Below are 26,551 nucleotides of genomic sequence, written 5' to 3' on the forward strand. Positions count from 1 at the left end.
AAAATCGCCTGTGATTTTTTCAAATTTTGGCATTTCAAAATTTAAGCCATTTAAATTTGCACTTCCTGTGGATTTAGCAATAGTTACTGAGCCGCCAATTGTAACGCCATCAGCGTTTTTAATATTATCATTTGAAACTTTTACACTTCCGCTATCAGTCTGAGCTAGTGTAATATCTGCTATTACACTAGTATTGTTTAAATCAACAGTGTTGTTTGAAACTTTACCTGATATAGAATATCCACCTATGATTGTAGCGTTACTTAAATTTGCACCTTGATTGATATAGATATTGTTGTTATTTACATCTTCGCTGTCGCTATATCCGCCATAGATTGTTTTTCCACCTAAATCACCAGCGTTTGCTTCTATATAGACATGATTTCCTGTGTTCGAAGGCTGATTAAATTTGCTAAATTCATTGGTGTCAAATTCGTTATCATTCCAGCTCTCTGTTATTTCATCTATACCTGTGATAAATAGGTCTTTATCGCCATTTTCCACAAACATACCGCGCAAATTTCTTTTGTATTCTGTGGAGCTTAAAATTTTATAAATTTGATCAGGTTGATATATATCGGCTATTTTTATACCTGAATTTTCTTTTAACTCCTTGCCAATCCATGTCGGATTTGCCGGATTTTCGAGTTTAATTTTATTATAGTTTTGCAAAGGCGCATTAGATTTAATGAGATAGTATTTTTTGTTTGGCTGTTTTAAATCGATTGTTTTGTATTTATAATTAAATGTATCGCCTATGCCATAACTTGTTTGTGGCTTTGTGCTACCGTCGCTTAGGGTTCTTTGTAAATTTTCTATTATATCATTTTTAGCTTCTGCGCCACTTACGACAACGGCGATTGTATCTAAATTTGCACCATATTTTATAGCATTTTTAGTTAGCTCGGTTATAGCATTTGCGCCACCGCCACTGTTTCGTTTTTTATTTACGCCTACTCCGTTATCTCCGCCGACGAGCACTTCGACAGCCCCGTCGCTAGAACTTTCGTTTAAGAAATTTATAGTAACGCCGTTTAAATCGGCTCCGTTTGCGCTATCTGTTAGGGTTAAAACGGCGTCTGTATTTGTGCCGTCTTTAACGGCGTTAAATTGCAAAGTGTTGAAATTTGAAATTTGCCCTGCTTTTATAACGCCAAGATTATCCTTGTCTTTACCTAAGATTAGGGTATTTTTATTGCCGTTATTTCCGCCGCCGACTATGCCAGAGACTTCGCCACCCATGAAATAAACAGCGTTTCCACTCGTTTCACCGCCCTGAGTATATCCGCCGTAGATATTTTCGCTAATAGTGCCACCAGACATAATGACAAGATTATCTTTTGCTGTTCCGTCAGCACCTTCTCTTACTTTGCCACTGTAAGCGCTTTTTAGTTTTGTATTGCCGTTGATGACAACTATATTATCGCTTGTATTGCCTAGTTCGCTACCGCCACCAACTACGATACCGTTTGCAAAGTCTAAGTCATTTATATATGCTCTGTTGCCAACTGCTTCTGTATTTGATAGAGTAGTGGTGTTGGTCTTAATACCGCCCGCATATATAGTATCACTAGCGTTTGGTATTTTTACATTATCTAAGATAAGCTGATTATAGCGATTATTTCCTGTCGCTTTACCTTGTGAATAACCACCAAAAATACTAACATTATTGCGGTCTAGTGTCGTTCCGCCACTTATAAATAGGGTATTGTATTCACTATCTCCCGCTCCGTAAGTGGTTCCAGCACGAAGATCTCCCGATTTAGCTTTTTGTGAATATCCACCACCCTCTATAACGAGAGTATTATACTTAGCGTGATTTTTATCATCACTTGGGGCCTGTGCTTGACCGCCCCATACGCTTCCAAATGTTGAATCTTTTATATAAACATGGTTGTTGTAGATTGTGCTATTGTTGTCTGCACTATTGCCGTCACCTTTTCCACCATAGATATAGTAGGTTACATCTGAGTTGCTTATTTCTACTGTATTATTTTTGGCTTCACCGCCTGCTCTATCGACTCTACCGCCTATGACAGAAGGATAAATGGTTCCACTGCCTATTGTAATATTAGAATCTTTGATTGTAAGTTTATTTTCTTGGGCAATCGAACCTTCGCTACCATCGCCTTCTGCTCTACCAGCCATAATATTTCTTGAAGAGTTAGGACCTTGAATATTTGCATTTTCGATATTTATTGTATTGCCAGAAATATTTGAATCTGCAACCCCTTTTGCATAACCGCCATAAGCATGTCTGTTAGGGCTAAATGTAAAGCCGTCTGTGGAAGTGCCACTAATAGTAACCGAAGCACCTGTTGTCAATTTGTTTCCTGCACTATCTACGCCTACATACGGACTAGCGTCATTAGTTCCGATAATCTTATCGGCATTTGCGATATTTACACCGCCAACAGCAAAGAGCATAGCAGCTAAGACGATACTTCCTCTGCTTTGATTTAATGCTTTCATCTCAAACTCCTTTGAAATTTTATAAATAGCTGAAATTATAACTTAAATTACAGAAAAAAGCGGTAAAATTTAAAGAATTTATGGGAATTTTGCATTTTTTTAAAAATTTGACAAATTAGGCGTTTTTGGCGGATTAAGCGCAAAATTCTCGCAATGACAGATTAAACAAATTTCGCTCGCTATTGTCATTGCAAGGAAGTGAAGCACCGACAAAATCAAATTTTCTGATTTAAATCCACGCTTTCGATTGCTAAATTTCTAAATTTAGCCAAATTTTCCACTTCGCGCGCAGTATCTTCGGTGTAAGGCAAAACTATATGAAATCCGCGCTCAAAACCCAAAAAATAGTTTTCGCTAGTCCTAGCTATGCGGTTTAAATCGCTAGTAGCGAACTTCTCGCTCGCACTCGCCTCTCCATTAGCGAAGCTAATCTCACCCTCGCTCCACAAAAAATTCATCTGCACGCTCGAAGGCTCGATATTTTCGGCGTTTGCGATATGTTTGCGAAGCATTTTGCGATAAAATTTAGGGAAAAACACCAGCCACAGCGCGCCCATGATTAGCGAGGCGATGCTTGCAATCGGGGCTGTTTTGAAAAGTCCGTCGATGATGATACCAAAAATCAAAAACTCAAAGGCAATCGCATAGGTGCTGACGATTTTTTGTTTTTTTGCTTTTTTGCTGTGAAGAAGCATAAATTTGTTAAGTGCGCTCACATCGCGCTCGGTGATAGTTACTTGCATAATTTTCCTTGATAAAATTTGGCGCATTTTATCAAATTCGGCTTAAATTTTCTATGTTAAATTTAAAAGGCTAAAATTCGCGCAAATTTAAGGAAAAATTATGAAAAATTTACTCAAAATCAGCGGATTTTTGCCCTTTATGATAATAATGTTTATCAACGCTAGCGTTGATCTCGCACACAAAATCACTATCCAAAATGTCCTAGTCAAGAGCTTTTCGGGCGACACGCTCATTGCCCTGACCGCGCTTGTAAATATGCTAATCTTGCTTCCATATATTTTTTTATTTAGCACTTCTGGCTTTTTAAACGACAAATTCTCGCGCACGAAAATCACTCGCGCTTGCGCCCTGCTTGGCGTGGCTTTGTGCGCGCTAATCACGCTTGGATACATTTGCGGGTGGTTTTATTTCGCATTTTTTATGACGATTCTTTTAGCTGCGCAAAGCGCGATATACTCGCCCGCGAAATACGGATTAATCAAAAAAATCGTCGGAGCGAAAAATTTAGGCGCGGCAAACGGCGCAGTGCAGGCTCTAACCATAATCGCGATTTTGCTCTCTTCTCTTGTATTTTCTGTAATTTTCGAAAGCTTCGCAAAGCAAGGCGCAGGTGCTGGCGAGCTTTTGCGCTCGGTGTGGTTTATAGGGCTTTTGCTCGTGGCTGGCTCTATGGTGGAGGCGTATTTCGCCTATAAAATTCCATATTTTGACGCCGCCGAACCTGAGGCGAAATTTGAATTTGCAAAATTCGCAAAATTCGAGTATCTAAGGCAAAATTTAAAATTCGTAACCTCGGATAAAAATATCTTGCTATGCACGCTTGGACTTTCGATGTTTTGGGCTGTTTCACAGCTCGTGATTGCGACATTTCCGGCGCATTTTAAGGCCATTAGCGGAAATGATAATGTGATGATTATCCAAGTTATCCTAGCCCTAAGTGCGATCGGAATCGCGCTGGGAGCGGTGTTTGCAGGAAGCTACTGCAAAAAACATATCGAGCTAGGAATCGTGCCATTTGGCGCGTTTGGACTAGGACTTGCGCTGATGATTTTGGCAAACGCGAATTCGACTTTTACGCTATCTTTGGCGTCGCTATTTTTCGGATTTAGCGGTGGAATTTTCATCGTGCCACTTAATGCGAATATTCAGTTTTTTACCCGCGATGAGCGCATGGGGCGCGTGCTAGCGGGGTCAAATTTTATTCAAAATATCTTTATGGTGCTATTTTTGATAATCGCGATAATTCTAGTAAATTTTGCCGTGTATAGTGGCGAAATCTTTGTAATGTGCGCGCTGTGCGTGCTAATTTGCGGAATTTTTAGTGCCAGATACCTGCCGCACCTTTTCATGCGAATTTTGCTTTTGCCATTTTTGAAATTTGGATATAAAGTCCGCGTCGATGGGCTAGAAAATATCCCGCAAAGTGGCGGAGTTTTACTACTTGGCAATCACATTAGCTGGATTGATTGGGCGGTCGTGCAGCTTGCCTGCCCGCGCGCTGTGCGCTTTGTAATGCATAGAAGCTATTATGAGCTGTGGTATTTGAAGTGGTTTTTGAAAATTTTTGGCGTAATTCCGATCGGCGCAGGGGTCAGCAAAAGTGCGCTTGGCGCGATAAAAGAAGCTCTAAATGCTGGCGAAGTGGTGGGGCTTTTTCCAGAAGGGCACATTAGCTATAACGGCAGAATTGATGAGTTTCAAGCTGGATTTGAGCACGCTGCACGGGGCGCAAATGCCGTGATAGTGCCGTTTTATATCCGTGGGCTTTGGGGTTCGACATTTTCGAGGGCTAGCGAACATTATAAAAAAACAATCTCCAAGCTTGGCGCGCACGCTTTGAGGGTGAGCTTTGGTGCGCCACTAGATATAAACGCCAAAGCGCACGAGGTCAAAAAGGCCGTGAGAGAGCTATCGTTTTTTAGCTGGGAAAAATACCTTAGCTCGCTTGATCCCTTAGCGTATAATTGGCTAAATCAGGCGAAAATTTCGCCATTTAAGGTGGTTGCGGTCGATAGCACAGGGGTGAAATTTACAAATTTAGCGATGATGAGCGCGCTAATAATGTTTCAAAAGCGCCTAGCACCGCGCATAGGAAATGAAAAAAACATAGGCATAATCCTGCCTAGCTCCGTGATTGCAAGTGCGATAAATTTGACGATTTTAGCCATGGGGAAAATCAGCGTAAATCTCAACTACACTCTAAGCGAAGAAAATCTCGTGTATTGCGCTACAAAGGCGAATTTGCGCACCATAATCAGCTCGAAAAAATTTGTCGAAAAGCTAAAATCGCGCGGATTTGAGCTAGAAAGTAGCCTTGGCGAGAGATTAGTGTATTTGGAGGATATCGGCGCAGATATCACACGCAAAGAGCGCATAAGCACGGCAATAAAGGCTCTTTTGATGCCGAAATTTTTATTCGAGGTTTTGTATATCGCGCCACACGCAATCGACGATGAGGCTACGATTTTATTTAGCAGTGGAAGCGAGGGACGCCCAAAAGGCGTGGTGCTCACGCACAAAAACATAATGGCAAATGTGCGCCAAATCTCCGAACTCGTGAATGCCACGGGCGAAGACGCGCTTTTGGCCTCTTTGCCGATTTTTCACTGCTTTGGGCTAACCGTTACGACGCTATTTCCACTAAATGATGGGCTTTTAAGCATACATGTCCCAGACCCGACAGACGCATTTTGTGTGGGCAAAATGAGCGCGAAATACGGCGCGTCGATTATGTTTGGAACCTCGACATTTTTTAGACTTTATGCCAAAAACAAACGCCTAAATCCGCTAATGCTTCGAAATTTGCGCCTTGCAATCGCAGGTGCCGAAAAACTGAGCGAGAGCGTGAAAAAGGACTTTAAGGTCAAATTTGGCGTGGATATCTACGAGGGATACGGTACCACTGAGACTGCACCTGTGGTGAGCGTAAATACGCCAAATATTTTAGAGCCTGATTTTTTCAAAGAACTTGCCTTCAACCGCGAAAAAAGCGTGGGTTTGCCACTAGCTGGCACGATAATAAAAATCGTCGATCCCGCAAATTTCGCCGAGCTTGGAAACGGCGAAGCAGGGCTAATCCTAATCGGCGGGGCGCAGGTGATGAAATGCTACTACGACGAGCCAGAGCGCACAGCGCGCGCGATTATCGAGATCGATGGTGTGAGGTATTATAACAGCGGCGATATCGGATACTGCGACGATGACGGGTTTTTGTTTATCACAGACCGCCTTTCGCGCTTCGCAAAAATCGGTGGCGAGATGATAAGTCTGGGCGCAGTAGAGGGGACGATAGGCGAAATTTTAGGCTCTGCGGTTAGCTTTTCGTGCGTAAATTTGGCTGATGAGAAAAAGGGCGAGAAAATCGCGCTACTATACAGCGCCGAGTTTAGCGAAGATGAAATTTCGCAGATGATAAAGGGTGCAAATTTAGCTCCGATAATGCAGCCAAGCGTGGTAAAAAAAGTGGGCGAAATACCGATTTTAGGCAGCGGCAAGGTGGATTTTAAAGCCGTGAAAAAAATGGCAGAGGATATGGGGATTTGAAAAATTTGGCAAAATTTGGTCAAATTTGGCTAAATTTAGCCCTTTTTCGCTAATAAAAATATACACGAAAGTATCAGCACAAATCCTACGAAATCCAAAAATACAAATTTTGTCCCTAGCCAAAAATGTGCAAACATAGCTGTGCTTACTGGCTCAATCGACGGCGATATTGTGCGACTTGCGCCGTTTAATGACTTGCTAACTGACGGGCTTATAAATTCGTCTGTGGCGGCAAAAATGACGAAGTTAATCGGCGAAATTTACACTAGGTATTTGGACGAAAATTTCGATGAAATTTATGAGGGAGAATTTGATCCTGTTTCAAATTTAAATCGCCAAAAGATTAAATATATAATCACAAATAAGCTTATAATGGGAGATTAAAATCCCATTATAACGCCATTTTAGCGCATTTTTTAGCGTGGATTATCGTCGTGTCAAATACCGGAATTTCCAAATCATTTTGCGAAATCAAAAGTCCGATTTCTGTGCAACCTAAAATCACACTTTTTGCCCCTAAATTCGCAAGTCTATCGATGATTTTTAAAAATTTCTCTTTTGAAGATGATAAAATTTTACCTAAACAAAGCTCATTAAAAATGACTGAATTTATAAATTCGATCTCGTCATCATTTGGAATAAAAATTTCTATACCTTGTTCGATTAATTTTTCTTTATAAAAATCCTGCGTCATCGTGTATTTCGTGCCAAGAAGTATGGTTTTATCGATATTTTTGGCTTTTAGCTCATCAGCAGTGGCTGTGGCGATATGCAAAATGGGAATTTGCAAATTTGCTTTTATTTGCGGTTCAACCTTGTGCATTGTGTTGGTGCAAATAGCGATAAAATCGGCTCCTGCGAGTTCTAAATTTTTAGCGACACCGGCTAAAATACGACCGGCTCTCTCCCATTCGCCCTTTGCTTGACACTCTTCGATCTCGCTAAAATCCACACTATAAAGCAAAATTTTTGCACTATGCAAACCTCCAAGATAAGCTTTAATTTCTTCATTTATGATTTTATAGTAAGTAGCCGTGCTTTCCCAGCTCATTCCGCCGATTAGTCCGATAGTTTTCAAAAAAAATCTCCTTGATAAATTTAAATAATTTTAACTGAATTTGATAAATTTAACCCTTTTTCGCTAGTAAAAATATACACGAAATAATCAAAACAAAGCCTACAAAATCTAAAAACACAAACTGCGTTTTAAGCCAAAAATGTGCAAAAAATGCTGCGCTAACTGGTTCAATCGCTGCGATTAGGCTTGCTTTTGGTGCGCCGATCAATTTCACGCCAATCATATAAAAACTAAATGCTAAAACCGTTCCAAAAAACACAACGCCCATGAGTGCTAAAAATCCGCTAAAATCGCTAATACCTTTTAAATTCCAAACTTGCAAAAACAAACCCAAAACTACTCCGCCAAGCACCATACCCCAACCTAAATTTAGCACAACAGGATATTTTTGATTTAGTTTTTTTGGTGCAATATTATAAACACAAACACAAACTGCGCTAAGCAAACAAAAAATAAGTGCCTTTTGACTAATAACAAGTGAGTCTAAATTTCCGTGCGTAGCTAAAATCACAACACCCAAACTTGCTAAAATCAAAGAGATAAATTCGCTGATTTTTGGCAATCGTCTTTCATTTACGCATACAATCACTAAAATCATAGCTGGTGCTGTGTATTGGATTACGGTAGCGACTGCGGCATTTGAAAGCTCGATAGAATAAAAATAAAAATACTGCGTTAGCATTAAACCCAAAAGCGAAAAAGCTAAAAACTGCGGATAAAGTCTTTTATCTTTAAGCGGTGCAAAAAATCTTTTATCGCGCAAACGAAACGCACAATAAAAAAGCAAAACACATCCGGCGCAAAAAAGTCGATACGGAACAAGCCAATTTGCACTAATGCCCTTTACTTCGAAAAGATACTGACCGCAAACTCCGCTAAACCCCCAAAAAATTCCGCCAAGAAGTGTTATGAAAATTCCAAAAATTATACTTTGCGTTTTCATATTAATTGAATTAAATTTATAAAATTTCGGCAAATTTAGCATAAATTTCACGCAAATTTGCCAAATTTAAGAATTATTTGTTTGCTAAATACTCTTGCAAGCTTTTCACTTCCAGTGCGCTTCCGTCTTGGACCGCACACACTGACATAGTAGCAGCGAGCGCGGCCTTGATATTCGTAAAATACGGCAACTTAAATCTCACCACAGCTTGGCGGATTTTAAATGTATCTGACGAGCTTGATTTGGTGTCGCTGGTGTTGATGACAAGGGCGATTTCGCCATTTTTTAGCTTATCTTCGATATTTGGGCGACCTTCTGAAATTTTATAGACGAACTCGCACTCTAACCCTGCCTCTTTTAGCGCCTTGCAAGTCCCGCCAGTGGCAATCAGACTAAATCCAGTCTCAACCAAAGTCTTAGCTAGGCTTACCCCTTTTTCTTTGTCGCGATCAGTCAAGCTCATAAACACAGCGCCCTTGCTTGGCAAGACATTGCTGGCTGAAATTTGGCTTTTAGCAAAGCTTTTTGCGAAATTCTCGCTAATACCCATAACCTCGCCCGTGCTTTTCATCTCAGGCCCTAGCGCGATGTCGCAGCCTGGGAGTTTATTAAACGGAAATACGCTTTCTTTGACACATACTCTGCCACTCACGCGCGGTTTTAAAATGCCCTTTTCCTCACACAAAACGCCAAATTTATCGTAAAATTTAAGCGCCTCGCGCAAATTTCCTTGCCACATTACGCGCGTGGCAACCTTTGCCATTGAAATTCCAGTCGCCTTGCTCACAAACGGCACAGTTCTAGAAGCGCGCGGATTTACTTCAATCATATAAAGCTCGTCCTCAAAAATCGCAAACTGAATATTCATAAGCCCCACGACGCCCAAATTTAGCGCGATTTGTTTTGTGGTTTCGTTGATTTTATCAATCATCTCATCGCTTAGGCTCATTGGAGGCAGTATGCTTGCACTATCGCCTGAGTGAATTCCAGCCTCTTCGATATGCTCCATTATCGCGCCGATATAGACATCTTTGCCATCGCTTATAGCATCGACATCAAGCTCGGTTGCATCAAGCAAAAATTTATCCAATAAAACTGGCGAGTGGTAGCTCACGCTCACGGCCTCGCTCATATACTCTTTTAGTTCATCGACATTATACACCCTTCTCATAGCCCGTCCGCCAAGCACATAACTAGGGCGCACAAGGACCGGATAGCCGATGATTGCCGCTTTTTCGATTGCTTCGGCTTCGCTAATGGCTGTATCGTTTTTAGGCTGTTTTACGCCGATTTTAGTAATAAATTCGCTAAATTTCTTGCGATCTTCTGCAATATCAATAGTGCGCGCACTCGTGCCGATAATCTTGGCTCCAATTGCGTTTAGGCGTTTGGCAAATTTAAGCGGGGTTTGTCCGCCAAAATGCACGATTACGCCCTCTGGCTTTTCTGTCTCGATTACGGTGCGAACATGCTCGAAATCAATCGGCTCAAAATACAAAATATCGCTCGTATCATAATCAGTAGAAACCGTTTCTGGGTTGCAGTTATACATAATGCTCTTTATGCCAAGATCTTTTAGCGCGTAGCTTGCATGCACGCAACAATAATCAAACTCTATGCCTTGACCTATGCGGTTTGGGCCACCACCGATGATTAGGACTTTTTTGGCGTTTTGTGGCGTTCTGGTTGGCAGGTTTGGCGTGATATTTGTGCTAGAATACAAATACGGCGTGAGAGCCTTAAATTCGCCTGCGCAGGTATCGACTTCGTTATACTCTAAATTTATGCCGTGTTTTGCACGCGCAAAGAAAATATCGTTTTGCGTAAGGCCTAGATTATCGACTTTGTTAATCAAATGCGCAATCATTTTGTCCGAAAAGCCCATAGTTTTGGCTTTGCGAAGCAAATTTGGAGCATTTAGGATATCCATGTCGATTTTGGCTTCAAATTCGACGATTTCGTGAATTTCGCGCAAAAACCACGGATCAATTTTGCTAAATTCAAAGACCTCATCTACGCTAAATCCCTCACGGTAAGCTTGCGCGACATATAAAATTCTATCCTGTCCTGCGTTTCTAAGCCCAAAAATCAAATCATCTTTGCTTAAATTTAGCTCGATAAAGCCATAGTAGCTTTTCTCCATTGAGCAAAGTGCTTTTTGGATACTCTCTTTAAATGTGCGCCCAATCGCCATTACTTCGCCGATACTCTTCATCGCAGTGCCAAGGTGCGGGTTCGCGCCCGGGAATTTCTCAAAGGCAAAACGAGGGATTTTTGTGACGATATAATCAATCACAGGCTCAAAACTTGCAGGAGTGCCCGTGATATCGTTTTTGATCTCATCTAGGCTAAATCCCACAGCTAGCATGGTAGCGACTTTGGCTATCGGGTAGCCTGTGGCCTTGCTAGCTAGGGCTGAGCTACGGCTGACACGCGGATTCATTTCGATTACTATCATGCGACCTGTGCGCGGATTTATGGCGAATTGCACATTGCTTCCGCCCGTATCGACGCCAATCTCACGCAAAATCGCAAAACTCGCATCACGCATGCGCTGATACTCTTTATCTGTGAGTGTCAAAGCCGGTGCAATCGTAATGCTATCGCCCGTATGCACGCCCATAGGGTCAAGGTTTTCGATAGAGCAGACGATTATGCAGTTATCTTTATTATCCCTGATAACTTCCATTTCATACTCTTTCCAGCCAAGCAAACTCTCTTCAATCAAAATTTCATGTATTGGGCTGATATCAATGCCGTTTTGTGCGATTTCTTTAAATTCATCGATATTATATGCTACGCCTGAACCAGCCCCGCCTAGCGTATAACTAGCGCGGATAATTAGCGGAAAGCCGATTTCTTCGGCTGCTTGATGAGCCTCTTCCATAGTGTAAGCATATTTTGACTTTGGCAAGTCCATGCCGATTTTAATCATTGCTTCTTTAAAAGCCACGCGGTCTTCGCCCTTTTTAATCGCTTCTGGTTTAGCGCCTAGAAATTTCACATCGCCTAGCTCGCCACTTTCATAGACTTCCATTGCGACATTTAGCGCGACCTGACCGCCCATAGTAGGCAGTATCGCATCGACGCCCTCTTTTTTGATAATTCGCAAAATGCTCTCTTTCGTGATTGGCTCGACATAGGTCGCATCTGCAAAATCAGGGTCTGTCATAATCGTAGCTGGGTTTGAATTTATCAAAACTACGCGATAGCCCAAATTTTTCAAAGTTTTAGCAGCTTGTGTGCCACTATAATCAAATTCACACGCTTGACCGATGACGATAGGACCGCTTCCGATAAGCAATATCGTCTTTACATCTTCTCTTTTTGGCATTATCTTTCCTTTGTAACGACATACAAAAACGTTGGCATATTTGGATTTGCGTATGGCTCTATGACAGCGCTTTTGTATAATTTACCACTCTGAACTGATTTGACCCGCCCCACAGGCACGCCCTCGAAAAATATCTCGTCCTTTCCGCTCGTATAAACCTCATCGCCGACTTTTGGGTCTAGCCATTGTGGGATAAATTTCACCACCAAAGCATTTCCCTCGCCGTTTGCAACGCCTGGAATTTGGCTCTCGCCGATTGAGACAGAAAAATTGCTTTTTTCATCTTTTTGAAGTATGGCTAGGGGTTTGTTGTCGCGATTTACGACGATTCCTGCGGTTTTGCCCTCGCTAATGAGACCATAGACTTTATCTGGATTGAAATTTTTAAAATTTATCCAAAATTTATTGTAATCATTTAAGCTAGCGTAACTTAGCGTCCTAACAAGCTCGACGCGCGGTTCGTAAGCGGAGCTGTTTTTATCAAGCAAAATTTTATTTAACTCCCCCGCAAAGGTGCCAAGAAGCATGGCGGATTTTTTCAGTTCCTCATTTTCGGCGCGCAGGGCTTCGATAGTGTTTGCTTGATCGATATGTTTTGAAATTTTGTTTTTTATAAAGCTCGTAATATCTTTGTAAGTATCAATAGCTCCTCCGCTAAGACCGATAAATTTACCATGAATTTGCGATCCAAAAATAAGCGAAGTAGCCACCAATACCACAGCGATGAGTAGAAACTTTACATTAGTCATTTGCTGCTTGTTTTAGCGATTTGATCTCTTCTAGGGCCTTGCCAGTGCCGTTTGCGACGCAAAGAAGCGGTTCATCTGCTACGAATACAGGCAGTTTCACAGCCTCGCTTAGATATTTATCTAGCCCTCTAATTAGCGCGCCTCCGCCAGTTAAAACCACGCCGTTTTCTACGATATCGGCTGCGACTTCTGGCTGGATACTTTCAAGCACAAATTTTAGCGCGTCAGCGATTTCGCGGATTGAGTCTTTTATCGCTTCTCTGACATCTTCGCTAGTTAAATCAACCGAGCTTAAAAGCCCGCTGATTTGATCCTTGCCTTTGACCGTGTAGGTTAGATCTTTTGGTTGTTGGATTGCGGTGCCGATTTTGATTTTGATCTCTTCGGCTGCACGCTCTGAGATAAGAAGGCTATATTTTTCTTTGACATAATTTACAATGCTAGCGTCGATTTTATCACCTGCTACGCGCACTGATTTTGCATTTATAATGCCCCCTAGCGAAATCACGCCGATCTCTGTCGTGCCACCACCGATATCTACGACTAGCGAGCCTTTCGCCTCGGCTACTGGAAGCCCTGCGCCAATCGCTGCTGCCATTGGTTCTTCGATTAGATAAACCTCGCGCGCACCTGCTATCATCGCGCTTTCTCTCACGGCCTTGCGCTCGACTTGCGTTAGACCATAAGGCACAGAGATGATAATCCTAGGACTTACAAAAAAGCGTCTTTTGTGCGTTTTTTCGATGAAATATCTAATCATTTTTTCAGTCATATCAAAGTCTGCGATAACGCCGTCTTTCATCGGGCGCACAGCCTCGATATCGCCTGGTGTGCGACCTAGCATCTCTTTGGCTTCTGCGCCCACAGCTATGATTTTTTGTTTGCCATAGCGTTCGTTTTGCACAGCCACGACGCTTGGTTCGTTTATGATTATACCTTTATCTTTGAGCAAAACTAGCGTGTTTGCCGTGCCAAGATCAATTCCCATATCACTAGAAAATAAGCCTAATAAAGAATCAAGTAACATTTATTCCCCTATGCAGTTAAATTTTGTTTTACTAATATCGGCTTTGCGCCCTCACTGACTACCTCTTTTGAGATAATCACATCATATCCACTAAGCTCTGGTAGGTCAAACATTATATCAATCATAATCTCTTCAATAATCGATCTAAGTCCCCTAGCACCAGTTTTGCGCTTGATAGCAAGTTTTGCTACCTCGCTTAGAGCTTCATCGTCAAATTTCAAATTTGCGCCGTCGATTGCGAAAAGTTTTTGGTATTGTTTTAAAATCGCATTTTTTGGCTCGGTTAAAATTCTAACCATTGCCGCCTCGTCGATTTCGTTTAAACTCGCCATGACATGAAGTCTGCCGATAAGCTCAGGGATTAGCCCATAATGCACCAAATCATCGGCCTCTACCATGCCAAGCAAATTTTGGTTTTCCTTTTTGCTTCGTTTTTCTTGCCCAAAACCAAGCACATTTTTGCCGATTCTATGGCCGATAATCTCGTTTATGCCATCAAACGCACCACCGCAAACAAACAAAATATTTGTCGTATCAATCTGAATAAAATCTTGATTTGGGTGTTTTCTGCCACCTTTTGGCGGGATATTTACCACACTTCCTTCGATGATTTTCAAAAGCGCTTGTTGCACGCCCTCGCCACTGACATCGCGCGTAATCGAGCGATTTTCGCTCATTCTAGCGATTTTATCGATTTCATCGACAAATACAATGCCTCGCTGAGCCCTCTCGACATCGCCATCGGCTGCTTGAAGCAGGCGAGTTAGGATATTTTCGACATCTTCGCCCACATATCCAGCCTCTGTTAGGCTTGTAGCGTCGCTGATTGCAATAGGCACATCTAAAAACCTAGCCAAAGTCTGCGCCATAAGCGTTTTGCCACTTCCTGTCGGACCGATTAGCAAAATATTTGATTTTGAAATTTCAGTATCGTCGCCCTCTATCTCATCTTTGCGAAAAATTCGTTTGTAGTGGTTATAAACACCCACGCTAAAAATCTTTTTCGCTCTTTCTTGGCCGATTACATATCTATCCAAAACCTCCATTAAAGCCTTTGGTTTAATCGCCTCGAAATCTATCTCACCTGCGATTCGTTCGCTCTTTTTCGCGACCTCCCCGCCATGAAGTGCTGCATAAGCCTGATCTATACAATAGCTACAAATCGAAGCCGTGCCACTATCGTTTGGGAAAATCGTAAGTCCGTCCTTTTCGCTCGAACCACAAAAACTACATTTATCTGACATTAATTTCTACCCTTATCTAGCGGAATTCCGCGTTTTGTGTTTAATATAAAATCGCACATTTTTTTCACATGCTCATTATCTGTTTCGTTTATCAAAATTTCGGCTTGTTCTTTTAATCCCACGCCTTGGTTAAACAAAAATTTATATGCTTTGTTGATGATTTCGACCGTATCTCTGTCAAATCTACGGCGAATTCCTGTTAAATTTAGCCCCCTGATATAGGCTCTGTTTCCCTCCGCTAGACAAAACGGCACTATGTCTTGTCCAAGCGCGCTAGCCCCTGCTATCATGCAACTCTCGCCAATTTTGACGAATTGATGCACGGGGGTTAGACCGCCGATTACTGCGTAATCGCCCATTTGCACATGCCCAGCCAAAGTGGCTGAATTTGCCAAAATAATATTATCGCCTAAAATGCAATCATGCGCCACATGGCAATACGCCATCATAAAGATATTATCGCCAATGCGCGTAAATCCGTCTCCCTTGTGCGAACCAGAGCTAATGGTGCAAAATTCGTGAATTGTGGCGTTTTTGCCGATTATAAGGCCTGTTTTTTCGCCTACTTCGAAGCTGATATCTTGCGGGATATCGCCCACAATCGCATAAGAGAAAATTTTAGAATTTTCGCCGATTGTAGTATCGCCGATGATGCGCGCGCCCTGCTTTATCAGCGTGCCAGAGCCGATTTTGGCCTGAGCGCTTATGAACGCATAAGGCTCGATTATGACATCATCGCCCAAAACTGCGCCATCTTCTACGATAGCGGTGTGATGAATTTTGCTCATTTTATTTATCCATTACCATTGCTTGAAGTTCAGCCTCGGCTGCCAAAACATCGCCTCCTGCGTCATCTTTGATATACGCTTCGCCCTTTAACTGCCAAATTCTGCCTCTGTGTTTAATCGCCTCTAAGCGGTATTCTAAGCGGTCCCCTGGGCGCACTGGTTTGCGAAATTTCGCCTTGTCGATACTCATAAAATACACAACCTTATCGCTTAAATCTGTGCCCTCAGCTTCCATTGATTTAAACGCCAAAATTCCCCCAGCTTGGGCAAGTCCCTCGATAATCATCACGCCAGGATAAATCGGGTGACCAGGAAAGTGACCTTGAAAAATTTGCTCGCCATAGGTGATGTTTTTGTAAGCGATTATCGTTTTTCCCATATCCATATCGGTAACTTTGTCGATCAAAAGCAACGGGTAGCGGTGTGGGAGTATGTTTAAGATTTCGGTTATGTCAATCATTTCGTATCCTTGATAAAAATTCTTGCCATTTTACCCTAACTTTACTAAAATTTCCCTAACATCTAAAAATATCCGTGAGAGCGCGTAAATCTCCACTTTGGCTGGGTAAATTTCATCTACGACGATAATTGGCGAAAGCGAGCGCGCACCGCAAATTTTCGCGCGAATTTGCTCTTGTTTTTTCAGGCTTGGCGGATTTTTTAAAATTTCAGCTGTGTTTTTGAAATCTGTTTTTAAAATTTCGTTGAAAAATTTAAGACTTAAAATTTTAATCTCGCCCTTGTCGCAGTAAAATTTCTCATAACTCTCATTTATGCTAAATTTGACAAATTCACGCCTAAAATGGGAGTTATGCAAGATAAATGATGGCCTTATTTCCCCAGAGAATTTCACCCACGCCCTAAGCAGGCGGTAGTTTAAAAACTCATCTCTGATAATCTCAAATTTTGCGCCCTCGCGCCTAAATTTCGCCACTTTTTTATAAATTTTAAACTTTTCCTCTATCGAAGCAGGCAGTATTTCCCCGCTAAGTGGCGACATAAGCTCGTAAATTTCGCCCTCTCCGCGCTGCGTGCATAGCGCAAACATGCAGCCGCAGTAGTTTTGGTGATAGAGGCTGTCTTTTTTGGCTAGGGCAAACTGCTCGTTCGTGCCGCCGTTTTTGCGAAAATCAGGCGCGACAAACTCCAAATTTTGCTCTTTGCAGATTTTTTCTAGCGAATTTACAAGCTGGGCGTGCGATTTTTTGGGGCTCATTAAAAGCGTCGTGGTGATTTTTTGCTCGCCAATACTGCGCGCGAAGCAGGCGGTGTTTTGCATACGAAAATCGAAGCAAAACTCACAACGCCTGCCCTTTTCCGGCTCGTTTTCAAGGCCTTTTGCCCCACTAAGCCACGCCTCATAATCATACGCCCCAGCGTAAAATTTGATCCCAAGCCCCTCGCACACGCTCTTTGCGTCCTCCAACCTCAGCAAATACTCGCTGTAAGGGTGTATGTTTGGGTCGTAAAAATACCCTACCAAGGGCTCATCGCACTCGCTTGCTAACCTACACAAAAAATAATCACAATCCACCGCACAACAGATATGAACTAACAAAAAATCTCCTTTTAAATTTCGCAAAAATACTAGCCTTAAATTCTGGCTCGCAGATTGCTTTGAATTTGCTATGCGAATTCTCGCAATAACAGATTATATAAAATTTGCTCACCATTGTCATTGCGAGGAGCTGTTTTGACAGCGACGAAGCAATCTACGACTTTAAAATTCCATGCGCTAAATTTGCTGTCATTGCGAGCTTTCGCAGAAAGCGAAGCAATCCAGAGAAATTTAAATTCAAAATTCAACCCAAATTTTGCATTGAACGATTTTTTAAATTTACCTGCGCCGTGAAATTCCTTGTAAGGGGGAGGGCGCGCTTTTTAGGAGACGCTACCCTCCCCCTTACCAACCCCCACCCCTGTAAAACCTTAGAAGTGGCTAAATTTTAAAAAGCGTTGCTTTTTAAAATTTAGCTGGTTTTATTTTTCGTTACGGCTTCGCCGTGCTGGATTGCCACGGCGACTGCATCGCCTCGCAATGACACGAATCATAGCGTTCGGTTATTTTTAATTTGCTATAATTTTAGATTATTAAATTTAACAATCAATAGGCGCAAAAATGGTGAAATTTTTAGCAAAACACAAGAAAAAATTTATTTATAGCATTTGTGGGATTGGCGCATTTTACACGCTTTTTGGCTTTTTTGGCGTGCCACTTCTCATCGAAAAAGCAGTTCCAAAAATCCTAGAAAACGAGGCAAATTTCAGCGTTAAAAGCGCGAAATTTAACCCCTTCACCTACGAGCTAAACATCACCGCTCCCTCGCTTTCGACTTTCAAACCACTATTTTCGGCCGAAAAAATTGATGTCAAGCTGAAATTTGGCGAGCTGTTTAACAAAACCATAGATATCCAAACCCTGCGCCTGCAAAGCCCTAAAATCAGCATTTCGCGCGAAAATAACGGCTCGTTTAATTTCGAGAGCCTTTATGCTGGGGGCGAAAGCGAAAAAAGCGACGAAAATTCGAGCATAAATGTCAAGCTGGATAATTTCAAAATCGAAAACGGCGGGGTTTTTTACGAAGATTTGAGCCTAGAAAGACCCTTTAAAATCGAGCTTGGTAGCTTAAACTACGAAATCGCGGGCCTAAATTTGGCTAGTAATTCTATCGGAAACCATGATTTTAACGCCTCTTCGCAGACTTTCGATAATATCTTTCACTCAGGCTCAATCAGCCTAAATCCGCTTAAAATCGAGGGAAATTTAAGCGTAGAAAATCTCAAAATCAATCCATTTTGGCTATCGTTTTTGGATATAAAAGAGCTTGATCTACTCGGTGGAAAAATCAGCGCAAACGCCCTTTATGAGGTGATTTTAGACGAGGAAATCGCGCTAAATTTGAAAAAAAGTAAAATCGCACTAAATGACCTTGCCCTGCTTGCTAGCCAAAATTTAATCAAATCAGAGCAAATTTCGCTTGCAAATATTGATTTTGACGCCAAATTTGGGGAAAATTTAGCCGCCACTTTGGGTGCTGGTGAAATCGCGCTTAAAAATAGCGATTTTCTAAGCGCAGAAAATAACGCGAGTTTGGGCGAATTCAGGGCTTTTGATTTTGATTTAAAATTTGGCTTAGAGGGCGAAAATTTGGGCTTAAATGCGAATTTAGACAAGATAAATTTAAGCGAGTGCAAATTTAACGATAGCCTAATAAATTTAAGCGCAAAGGGTGGCGAAATTTCGCAAATCAGCGCAAATTTTAAGGGCGAAAACAACGCCTCCAAAACAGAGGCAAAAGTCGCAAAAATCGAAATTTTGCCACTAAATTTAGCCTTGGCGAAATTTGACAAGATAGATTTGGCAAATTTAAGCGCAGATGATTTTAGCTTCCAAATGGACGAAAAAGGCTCAAATTTAGCCCTAAATTCGGCCAAATTTGGCGAGCTTAGCCTAGCCAATAAAAACGAAAAATTTAGCGGAATTAAAAATTTAAGCGTGCAAAAGCTAAATTTCGCCCTAGATAAACTTGCCCTAAATATCGATAAAATCGGCATTGACGCGCCGTTTTTTAACTCAGAAATTAGCGAAGAGGGCGCAAAAAGCATAAACGATTTAAGCGTGATTTCTTACGCGCCTAGCAAGGCGGAAAATGCGAAATTTAGGCAAAATTTATTAGCTTGGATACACACACTCGCCCAAGAGGGAAATTTCACGCAAAATAGCGAAAATAACGGCTCCGCGCGCAGTATTTCACCAGCCAAAAATGAGCCAAAATTTAACTTTGCTATCGCGCAAATCGCGCTAAATAGCGGCCACGCGAAAATCACAGAGAGCTTCGTAGCCCCAAAGATGACCCACACCCTCGCTAAAATTGACGCTAGCGTGCAAAATCTTTCTAGCAATTTTAGCGCCCCTTTTAGCGCCAAAGCAAGCGTGGCAAGCGACGAAATAAGCGCCAATGCGACCTCGAAAATCACCATAAATCCGCTAAACTTAGACATTGATTTTGATGTCGCCCACCCTGATTTGCGCAAAGCAAACCCGTATTTGGAGCAGTTTTTAAACGCAAAAGTCGCAAGTGGTAGCGCAAATTTAAAAGGAAATTTCAAATTTAGCGATAAATTCGCGCTAAATGCTGAAATTTCGGGCAAAAATTTAGCCCTAAACGACGCAAAAGGAGCGAAAGTTTTTAGCATAAATAGCGCAAAAGTGGGCGCGCTAAGCCTAAATGAGAGCAAGATTGATATCAAAAATATCGCCATAAACGCCCCATACGCGAAAATCCATATCGCCAAAAACGGCGAGATAAACCTAGCCAAACTAGCCAAAACTTCGCCAAAATCCATAAGCAAACCAGCCTCCAAATCGCCCGCGCCAAAAGCCCAAGCCGGGGGGCAAAAAGGCGGTTTTGGCGTAAATATTGCAAATGTGAGCGTGCAAAACGGCTCGTTTAATTTCATCGACGATACGCTGTTTATGCCACTAAATATCACGGTCTCCAAAATCAAAACTACAATCGATAAAATTAGCGACAAATCCCAAGCAAACCTCAAATTTAACGGCCTTGTTGGCAAAAGTGGCTTAGGGCAAATCGCTCTTAGGGCCTACCCTTTCGCGCCAGAGCAAAAAAGCGATATTAGCGTGGTTTTAAAAGATGTCGCGCTCAGTGATATCACCCCATACAGCGCGAAATTCGTAGGCTATGAGATAAAAAGTGGCAAGAGCAATTTAAAGCTAAATTATAAAATCAACGCCTCCAAACTAAACGCCACAAACGACATAAACCTCGATAATCTCGTGCTTGGCGAAAAAGTTGAGAGTAAAGATGCGCTGAATTTACCACTGGATTTAGCGATTTCGATTCTCAAAGACAGCGACGGCCAAATCAATGTCAGCCTGCCAATCAGCGGGAATCTAAACGATCCGAAATTTAGCTTTGGAGGCGTGATTGTGGGGGCTGTGACAAAGCTATTTAGCGATATCGTGCTAAGCCCGTTTAGGTTTTTGGGCAAAATCGCAGGAATCGATACTGCCTCGCTTGATGGAATCGACTTTGAGCCAGCTAGTAGCGAGATTTTGATTAGCGAAAACGAAAAAATCGAGAATCTTGCCACGATTGCAAAATCAAAGCCAGAAATCAAAATCACCCTAACCCCAGCATATAACGAGAAGCTAGATACTAGGGCGTTTAAGCTCGTCACGCTAAACGAAAATATAGACAGGCTAATGCTAAAAGAAAATCTCTCATCTGACGCTGCGATTGCGAGCCTAAGGGCGAAACACCGCATAAAAGAGGGTGGCGAAGAGGGATTTGAAAAACTCATACAGGCGCAAAAATTCACAACCTCGCGCCTAAATGATTTAGCCGTCGCGCGCGCTAAATCCGTGCAAAGTGCGCTTGCAAATTTGGGTGTTTCGGACTCACAAATCGTGATTAAAAAGCCTGCAAATGTCAGCGCGAAGCAAGATAGCTTCATCAGCGTCGGCCTTGGCGTAGAGAAGTGAAATTTAAAATTTTGCAAATTTAGCGGTAAAAATTTTAAAGTCGTAGATTGCTTCGTCAAGGCTGCGCCTTTCCTCGCAATGACAATAGCGGACAAAATTTACGCCGGGTGTGTCATTGCGAGAATTTGCGTAGCAAATTCGAAGCAATCTACGAGTAAAAATAACCAAACGCTAAATTCGCTGTCATTGCGAGCGAGTATAACGAGCGTGGTAATCCAGAAAAATTTAAATTCAAAATTCAACCTAAATTTAGCTAATTTATTTTACTGAAATGCTTCGCATTTCTTTGCGCTATAAATTAATCACAACACAATTCAGAAATAAGCTAAATTTGGCTATACTACGCCAAATTTTTACAAATTCAGAAAGGGTTAAAATGGTTAGGATTGGTATCCACGGCGGCAGCGGTAGAATGGGAAGTATGATTTATGAGTGTCTGAAAAACTACGAAAACGCGGAAGTTAGCGCGATTTATACTATCGAGGAGCTATCATACAGCCCCAAATGCGTAATCACGGACGATTTGGCGAAATTTTTTGATTCTTGCGATGTGGTGATTGATTTTACCATTAGAGACGGGGCGATAAATTTATTAAAATTCGCCCAAACTCACCCAAAGCCCCTTGTCATCGGCACTACTGCCCTAGGCGATGAGGGCGAAGCACTGCTAAAAGAGTGCGCGCAAAAAATGCCAGTATTTCACGCGACAAATATGAGCCTTGGCGTAGCCGTGCTAAACAAGCTCGTAAATCTAGCTAGCAAGGCTTTGCGCGATTTTGACTGCGAAATAGTCGAAATGCATCACAAACACAAAAAAGACGCCCCAAGTGGCACAGCAATGACATTAGCTACTACTGCTGCAAATGCGCGTGATTTGGATATCAAAAGCGTGCGAGTTAGCGGGCGCGACGGACTAATCGGAGAGCGAGGCAAAGACGAAATCGCTGTCATGGCACTTCGCGGTGGTGATATCGTCGGACGCCACACGGTAGGGTTTTACAACGAGGGCGAGTATATCGAGCTAAACCATACCGCCACGAGCCGTGCGACCTTCGCCAATGGCGCGATTAAAGCTGGAATTTGGCTTGCCACACAAAAAAATGGCCTTTATAGCATAAATGATTGTTTAGGATTTTAAAATGTGCGCGATAGTAGGAGTTATAAATTCAGCCAATGCGGCTAAAACGGCGGTTTATGGGCTGTTTTCGATGCAGCACCGAGGCCAAGAGGCAAGCGGAGTAAGTGCTAATCACAACCACCATATAAACACGGTCAAAGGTCAAGGACTAGTAACTAAAATTTTCACCCCACAAGCCCTTGAAATTTTAAAGGGAAATAGTGCTATTGGCCACAATCGCTACTCCACAGCGGGCAACGAGAGTATCCACGACGCGCAACCAATCTCTGCTAAATACGCCCTAGGCGAAATTTCAATCGTGCATAATGGAAATTTGATAAACAAAGATAGCGTTAGATCTGAGCTAATCGCTGAGGGAGCGATATTTCAGTCAAATATGGACACAGAAAATATCTTGCATTTAATCGCTAGAAGCAAAGAAAAAAAATTGCAAAACCGCATAATCGAGGCTGTGAAAAAATGCGCTGGGGCGTATTCGCTTCTGATTTTAAGTCGTAGCAAAATGTTTGCCCTGCGCGATCCGCACGGCGTAAGGCCTCTTAGTATCGGTAGATTAAGCGATGGCGGATATATCGTAGCGAGCGAGACATGCGCCTTTGATTTGGTGGGAGCGGAGTTTATACGAGATGTGAAGCCCGGCGAAATGGTGATTTTCGAAGAGGGCAAAGATGAGATAAAATCGCTTCAAATTTTCGAAGAGGTTGATCCTAGAATTTGCGCATTTGAATACATATATTTCGCGCGCCCAGACAGCACGGTCGAGGGCAAAAATGTCTATAATATCCGCAAAAAACTAGGCGCAGTTTTAGCCGAAAAATGCAAAGACATCAAAGCTGATTTTGTCGTCCCTGTCCCAGATAGTGGCGTGCCAGCAGCTTTGGGATACTCAGGCGCAAGTGGCGTGCCTTTTGAGCTGGCAATCGTGCGAAATCACTATGTGGGGCGCACCTTTATCGAGCCGACGCAAGAAATGCGAAATTTAAAAGTCAAACTCAAACTAAACCCTATGAGCGAGGTTTTAAAAGACAAAAGCATAGTCGTCATCGACGATAGTATCGTGCGAGGCACAACTAGCAAAAAAATCGTCGAGCTTCTGCGCCACGCTGGGGCGAGGGAGATTCACATGTGTATCGCAAGCCCAGAAATCAAGCACCCAGATAGATACGGCATAGACACGCCAAGCTACGCCGAGCTAATCAGCGCAAACAAAAGCACCCAAGAGGTGCGCGAGTATATCGGCGCGGACAGCCTGACATTTCTAAGCATAAATGAGCTTGTCGGCGCGCTAGGAGATGAGCGAAAATATTCGCTAATCAGTTTTGACGGAGATTATTTTATAAAGGAGTAAAAATGCCAATCATCAATATCCACCTAACCAAACCAGCCCCAAGCAAGGAATTGCAGGACAAAATCGCTGGCGAAATCACCAAAACAATGGTCGAAAACCTAGGCAAGGTGCCAAGTCGCGTGGTCGTGAAATTCGAATACGACGAGGCTGAGAATTTCTATTTCGGTGGCGAAAGCGTCGCAGATATGCGAAAAAAGGCGCAAAATGGCTGATACTACATTTAGCGCAGAAGATTTAGCGCGCAAAATCACACTTGCCCCGGGCGATATGGCGCCAAATTTCGCCCTCGAAAACGCCGACGGGGTGCAAATTCGCCTAAGCGATTTTATCGGCAAAAGGGTCGTTTTGTATTTTTATCCTAAGGATAATACGCCGGGTTGCACCACCGAGGCTTGCGAATTTAGCGAGCTTTGGGATAAATTTATCGCCGAGGACGCCCTGATTATAGGCATTAGCCCAGATAGTGTGAAATCACACGCCAGCTTCATCGCCAAGCAAAGCCTGCGCCATATTTTGCTAAGCGACCACGAACGCGAAGTCGCCAAGGCTTATGGCGTGCTTCAAGTGCGCAAAAACTACGGGCGCGAGTATCTAGGGATCGTGCGCTCGACATTTCTAATCGGCAAAGACGGCAAAATCGAAAAAGTCTATAAATCTGTCAAAGCCAAAGACCACGCCGCAAAGGTGCTTGGCGACATTTTGGCGCAAAAATAAACAAAATTTAAGCGCAAATTTGGGGCAAAATTTAGAAATTTTAGCGAATTTCAAAATTTGCCCCTTTTTAAATTTAGCCAAAATTTAGCCGAATTTACAGGGGGAAATCAATGAAAAAATTTTTAATTTTTATCTGCGCTTTGGGGGTTTTGTGTGGCGCGCAGGGCGAAAATTTGACCAAAGAGCAAATTTTGCAAAAATACTCTGACGCAAAGCCTAGCCTTTGGGGCGAGGAATTGCAGGGCGTGATTAAAAATTTCAAAACCGATAAAAAACAAGTCGCCCTCACGCTCGATCTGTGCGGAAGCAAAACGGACGATTTGGACGAGCGAATCGTGGGATTTTTAGAAAAACACAGCCTAAAAGCGACATTTTTTGTAAATTTGCGCTGGATAGAGAAATTTCCACAAAAATTCGAGCGTTTGCGCCAAAATCCAAATTTCGAAATCGAAAATCACGGCACCACACACTCCCCAGCCTCTCTAAATGGGGCTAGCATTTACGGCATAAAGGGCACGGCAGATGCTGGCGAGCTATACGATGAAATCGCGCGAAACGCCGATTTAATCGAAAAAATCACCGGCGCGCGCCCGAAATTTTACCGCTCAGGCACGGCGTATTACGATGAGCTTGCAATCTCTCAAATTTACGATATGGGATACGCGCCCGTGGGATTTAGCGTGCTAGGAGATGCTGGGGCTACGATGAGCGCGGAAAGGGCGCGCACCGCTGTGTCTAGTGCGCGCGGCGGCGACATCATCATCGCTCACGCAAACCACCCCCAAAAGCCAAGTGGCGCAGGCGTGGTGGGGGGCCTTAAAATTTTGGTTAAAAATGGATTTGAATTCGTGCGATTAGACGAGGTTTTGGAGTAAATTTTGCCCGTTTTGTCATTGGCAAAATTTGCGAAATATTTTGTGGCGATTCAGAGAAATTCCCTAGCCCTTGATTTGTCATTGCGAGCAAGCTTGCTTGCATGGCAATCTACGAGCTTGAAATTCAAAAGTGAGTTTAAATTTGTAAATTTAAAAAATTCGCTATCACAGATAAACGATACGACATGAAAGGAAAATTATGATAGGACTATTTGTTATATTTATTTTTGTGATTATTTTCTATATCCTTTTTTGGGGATTAAAACAATGCAAAACAAAATTATTAAAAGCATTATTTTTTGTAGTTTGGTTTGCATTATTTTTTGGGAGTATAATTTACGGAAATTTTTTATTTAAGAGCTATTCTGAAAATTTTGCAAAAATGGAAATTGTGGAAAAAGTAAAATTTAACACAATTTTTGTAGGTGCTTGTCAAACAACATATCCAAACGAAAAGAGCAATAGCCCATTTAATTATTATTGTGGCTTTGATTATTCTATTATGCCTAATATCGGCGTTGATTATATTGATATTATAGATAAAAAATATTATAGAACATATTTGAATAAGTCAAATTCGCCATATTGTGTGAAATATCAAAATAAAGATTTACATTATGAAAGAGATTATTTAAACAGGGGAATTTGTATAGCAAATAAAGAAATACAAGAAAATGAAGCAAGTCATATTGAAATTGTAGAAGCTAATGTAAATGGATATAGCCATATAAATTATGAAAATAAACAAAAATTTTATGAAAACCCAGATATTGTCTTAAAACGCAATATATTTTTTGATTTAGGATATGCTTGGGATTATAAATTGATTGATAATTCTCAAAACAAAATATTAGCAATTTCATACTATTCGTTTTGGTTTGGTTCTTGGTTTGAAAAAATGTCACCGACATACGACCACTGGAAACATTATTTTAACAATAGCAACAAAACAACTTTTTTAATAAAATATTTACAAGGAACAAAAGATGAGTAACGAATTCTCAACTTACAAAATTTGTAAATTTAAAAAAATTCGGTATCACAGATA

Annotated in this window: 20 protein-coding genes and 1 pseudogene; 9 read left to right on the top strand and 12 right to left on the bottom strand. The window is 42.0% G+C overall.

Features of this window, described 5'->3' with window-relative positions; translation table 11 throughout:
- Positions 1–2,472 (bottom strand): hypothetical protein (locus tag OFN91_RS07880; protein ID WP_270873861.1); only part of this gene is annotated, 2,472 nt, incomplete at its 3' end.
- Between the two features lie 215 nt (positions 2,473–2,687).
- Positions 2,688–3,215, bottom strand: coding sequence for a hypothetical protein (locus OFN91_RS07885; RefSeq protein ID WP_270873862.1), 528 nt, complete (start codon positions 3,213–3,215; stop codon positions 2,688–2,690).
- A gap of 100 nt (positions 3,216–3,315) precedes the next feature.
- Between OFN91_RS07885 and OFN91_RS07890 the strand changes: the two genes are divergently transcribed.
- Complete coding sequence (locus OFN91_RS07890; protein WP_270873863.1) at positions 3,316–6,759, top strand: acyl-[ACP]--phospholipid O-acyltransferase; 3,444 nt, start codon at positions 3,316–3,318, stop codon at positions 6,757–6,759.
- A 35-nt stretch (positions 6,760–6,794) separates the two neighbouring features.
- Here OFN91_RS07890 and OFN91_RS08280 read toward each other — a convergent pair.
- Positions 6,795–6,944: pseudogene (locus OFN91_RS08280) on the bottom strand (DMT family transporter); the annotation flags it as partial.
- On the opposite strand from OFN91_RS08280, the gene OFN91_RS07895 reads away from it, so the two are divergent.
- A complete protein-coding gene (locus OFN91_RS07895) occupies positions 6,901–7,143 on the top strand; it encodes a hypothetical protein (protein ID WP_270873864.1) in 243 nt (80 codons plus the stop codon). The pseudogene OFN91_RS08280 and the gene OFN91_RS07895 sit on opposite strands and share 44 nt — an antisense overlap.
- Before the next feature lie 7 nt (positions 7,144–7,150).
- On the opposite strand, the gene OFN91_RS07900 is transcribed toward OFN91_RS07895, so the two are convergent.
- The 9 genes from OFN91_RS07900 to OFN91_RS07940 form a co-directional block, all read right to left on the bottom strand.
- Complete coding sequence (locus OFN91_RS07900) at positions 7,151–7,837, bottom strand: aspartate/glutamate racemase family protein (protein ID WP_270873865.1); 687 nt, start codon at positions 7,835–7,837, stop codon at positions 7,151–7,153.
- 49 nt (positions 7,838–7,886) lie between these two features.
- Positions 7,887–8,780, bottom strand: coding sequence for a DMT family transporter (locus tag OFN91_RS07905; RefSeq protein ID WP_270873866.1), 894 nt, complete (start codon positions 8,778–8,780; stop codon positions 7,887–7,889).
- Between the two features lie 73 nt (positions 8,781–8,853).
- A complete protein-coding gene (gene carB, locus OFN91_RS07910) occupies positions 8,854–12,114 on the bottom strand; it encodes a carbamoyl-phosphate synthase large subunit (RefSeq protein WP_270873867.1) in 3,261 nt (1,086 codons plus the stop codon).
- Entirely contained in the window at positions 12,114–12,863 is a 750-nt protein-coding gene (gene mreC / locus OFN91_RS07915) for a rod shape-determining protein MreC (protein WP_270859932.1), read from the bottom strand. The genes carB and mreC overlap by 1 nt, the downstream gene beginning before the upstream one ends.
- Complete coding sequence (locus tag OFN91_RS07920; protein ID WP_270862807.1) at positions 12,856–13,890, bottom strand: rod shape-determining protein; 1,035 nt, start codon at positions 13,888–13,890, stop codon at positions 12,856–12,858. Before OFN91_RS07920 ends, mreC begins: the two co-directional genes overlap by 8 nt.
- Positions 13,891–13,898: 8 nt before the next feature.
- Entirely contained in the window at positions 13,899–15,134 is a 1,236-nt protein-coding gene (clpX, locus tag OFN91_RS07925) for an ATP-dependent Clp protease ATP-binding subunit ClpX (protein ID WP_270873868.1), read from the bottom strand.
- Positions 15,134–15,922 carry an acyl-ACP--UDP-N-acetylglucosamine O-acyltransferase gene (gene lpxA, locus OFN91_RS07930; protein WP_270859935.1) on the bottom strand — a complete coding sequence of 263 codons (789 nt, stop codon included), beginning with the start codon at positions 15,920–15,922 and terminating at the stop codon, positions 15,134–15,136. The genes clpX and lpxA overlap by 1 nt, the downstream gene beginning before the upstream one ends.
- Position 15,923: 1 nt before the next feature.
- On the bottom strand, positions 15,924–16,382 hold the full coding sequence (fabZ, locus tag OFN91_RS07935; RefSeq protein ID WP_270859936.1) for a 3-hydroxyacyl-ACP dehydratase FabZ: 459 nt from the start codon (positions 16,380–16,382) through the stop codon (positions 15,924–15,926).
- Between the two features lie 30 nt (positions 16,383–16,412).
- A complete protein-coding gene (locus tag OFN91_RS07940; RefSeq protein WP_270873869.1) occupies positions 16,413–17,480 on the bottom strand; it encodes an epoxyqueuosine reductase QueH in 1,068 nt (355 codons plus the stop codon).
- Between the two features lie 561 nt (positions 17,481–18,041).
- Here OFN91_RS07940 and OFN91_RS07945 point away from each other — a divergent pair.
- The 7 genes from OFN91_RS07945 to OFN91_RS07975 all read left to right on the top strand — a co-directional run bounded on the left by OFN91_RS07945 (position 18,042) and on the right by OFN91_RS07975 (position 26,497).
- Positions 18,042–21,428: a DUF748 domain-containing protein gene (locus OFN91_RS07945; RefSeq protein ID WP_270873870.1), complete on the top strand. Its 3,387-nt coding sequence runs from the start codon at positions 18,042–18,044 to the stop codon at positions 21,426–21,428.
- A 376-nt stretch (positions 21,429–21,804) separates the two neighbouring features.
- The gene (gene dapB, locus OFN91_RS07950) at positions 21,805–22,566 is read left to right on the top strand and encodes a 4-hydroxy-tetrahydrodipicolinate reductase (RefSeq protein WP_270873871.1); all 762 of its coding nucleotides are present in this window, start codon (positions 21,805–21,807) and stop codon (positions 22,564–22,566) included.
- A 1-nt stretch (position 22,567) separates the two neighbouring features.
- Positions 22,568–23,914, top strand: coding sequence for an amidophosphoribosyltransferase (gene purF, locus OFN91_RS07955; protein WP_270873872.1), 1,347 nt, complete (start codon positions 22,568–22,570; stop codon positions 23,912–23,914).
- A 2-nt stretch (positions 23,915–23,916) separates the two neighbouring features.
- The gene (locus OFN91_RS07960) at positions 23,917–24,126 is read left to right on the top strand and encodes a tautomerase family protein (protein ID WP_270862507.1); all 210 of its coding nucleotides are present in this window, start codon (positions 23,917–23,919) and stop codon (positions 24,124–24,126) included.
- Positions 24,127–24,160: 34 nt separating this feature from the next.
- Positions 24,161–24,628 (top strand): thioredoxin-dependent thiol peroxidase, encoded by a 468-nt coding sequence (bcp, locus tag OFN91_RS07965; protein ID WP_270873879.1) that lies wholly within the window; start codon positions 24,161–24,163, stop codon positions 24,626–24,628.
- Between the two features lie 110 nt (positions 24,629–24,738).
- A complete protein-coding gene (locus tag OFN91_RS07970) occupies positions 24,739–25,503 on the top strand; it encodes a polysaccharide deacetylase family protein (protein WP_270873873.1) in 765 nt (254 codons plus the stop codon).
- A gap of 199 nt (positions 25,504–25,702) precedes the next feature.
- Positions 25,703–26,497: a hypothetical protein gene (locus tag OFN91_RS07975; RefSeq protein WP_270873874.1), complete on the top strand. Its 795-nt coding sequence runs from the start codon at positions 25,703–25,705 to the stop codon at positions 26,495–26,497.
- The last annotated feature ends 54 nt before the right edge of the window (positions 26,498–26,551 follow it).

The organism is Campylobacter sp. JMF_08 NE1 (assembly GCF_027737875.1).
Classification (GTDB): domain Bacteria; phylum Campylobacterota; class Campylobacteria; order Campylobacterales; family Campylobacteraceae; genus Campylobacter_B.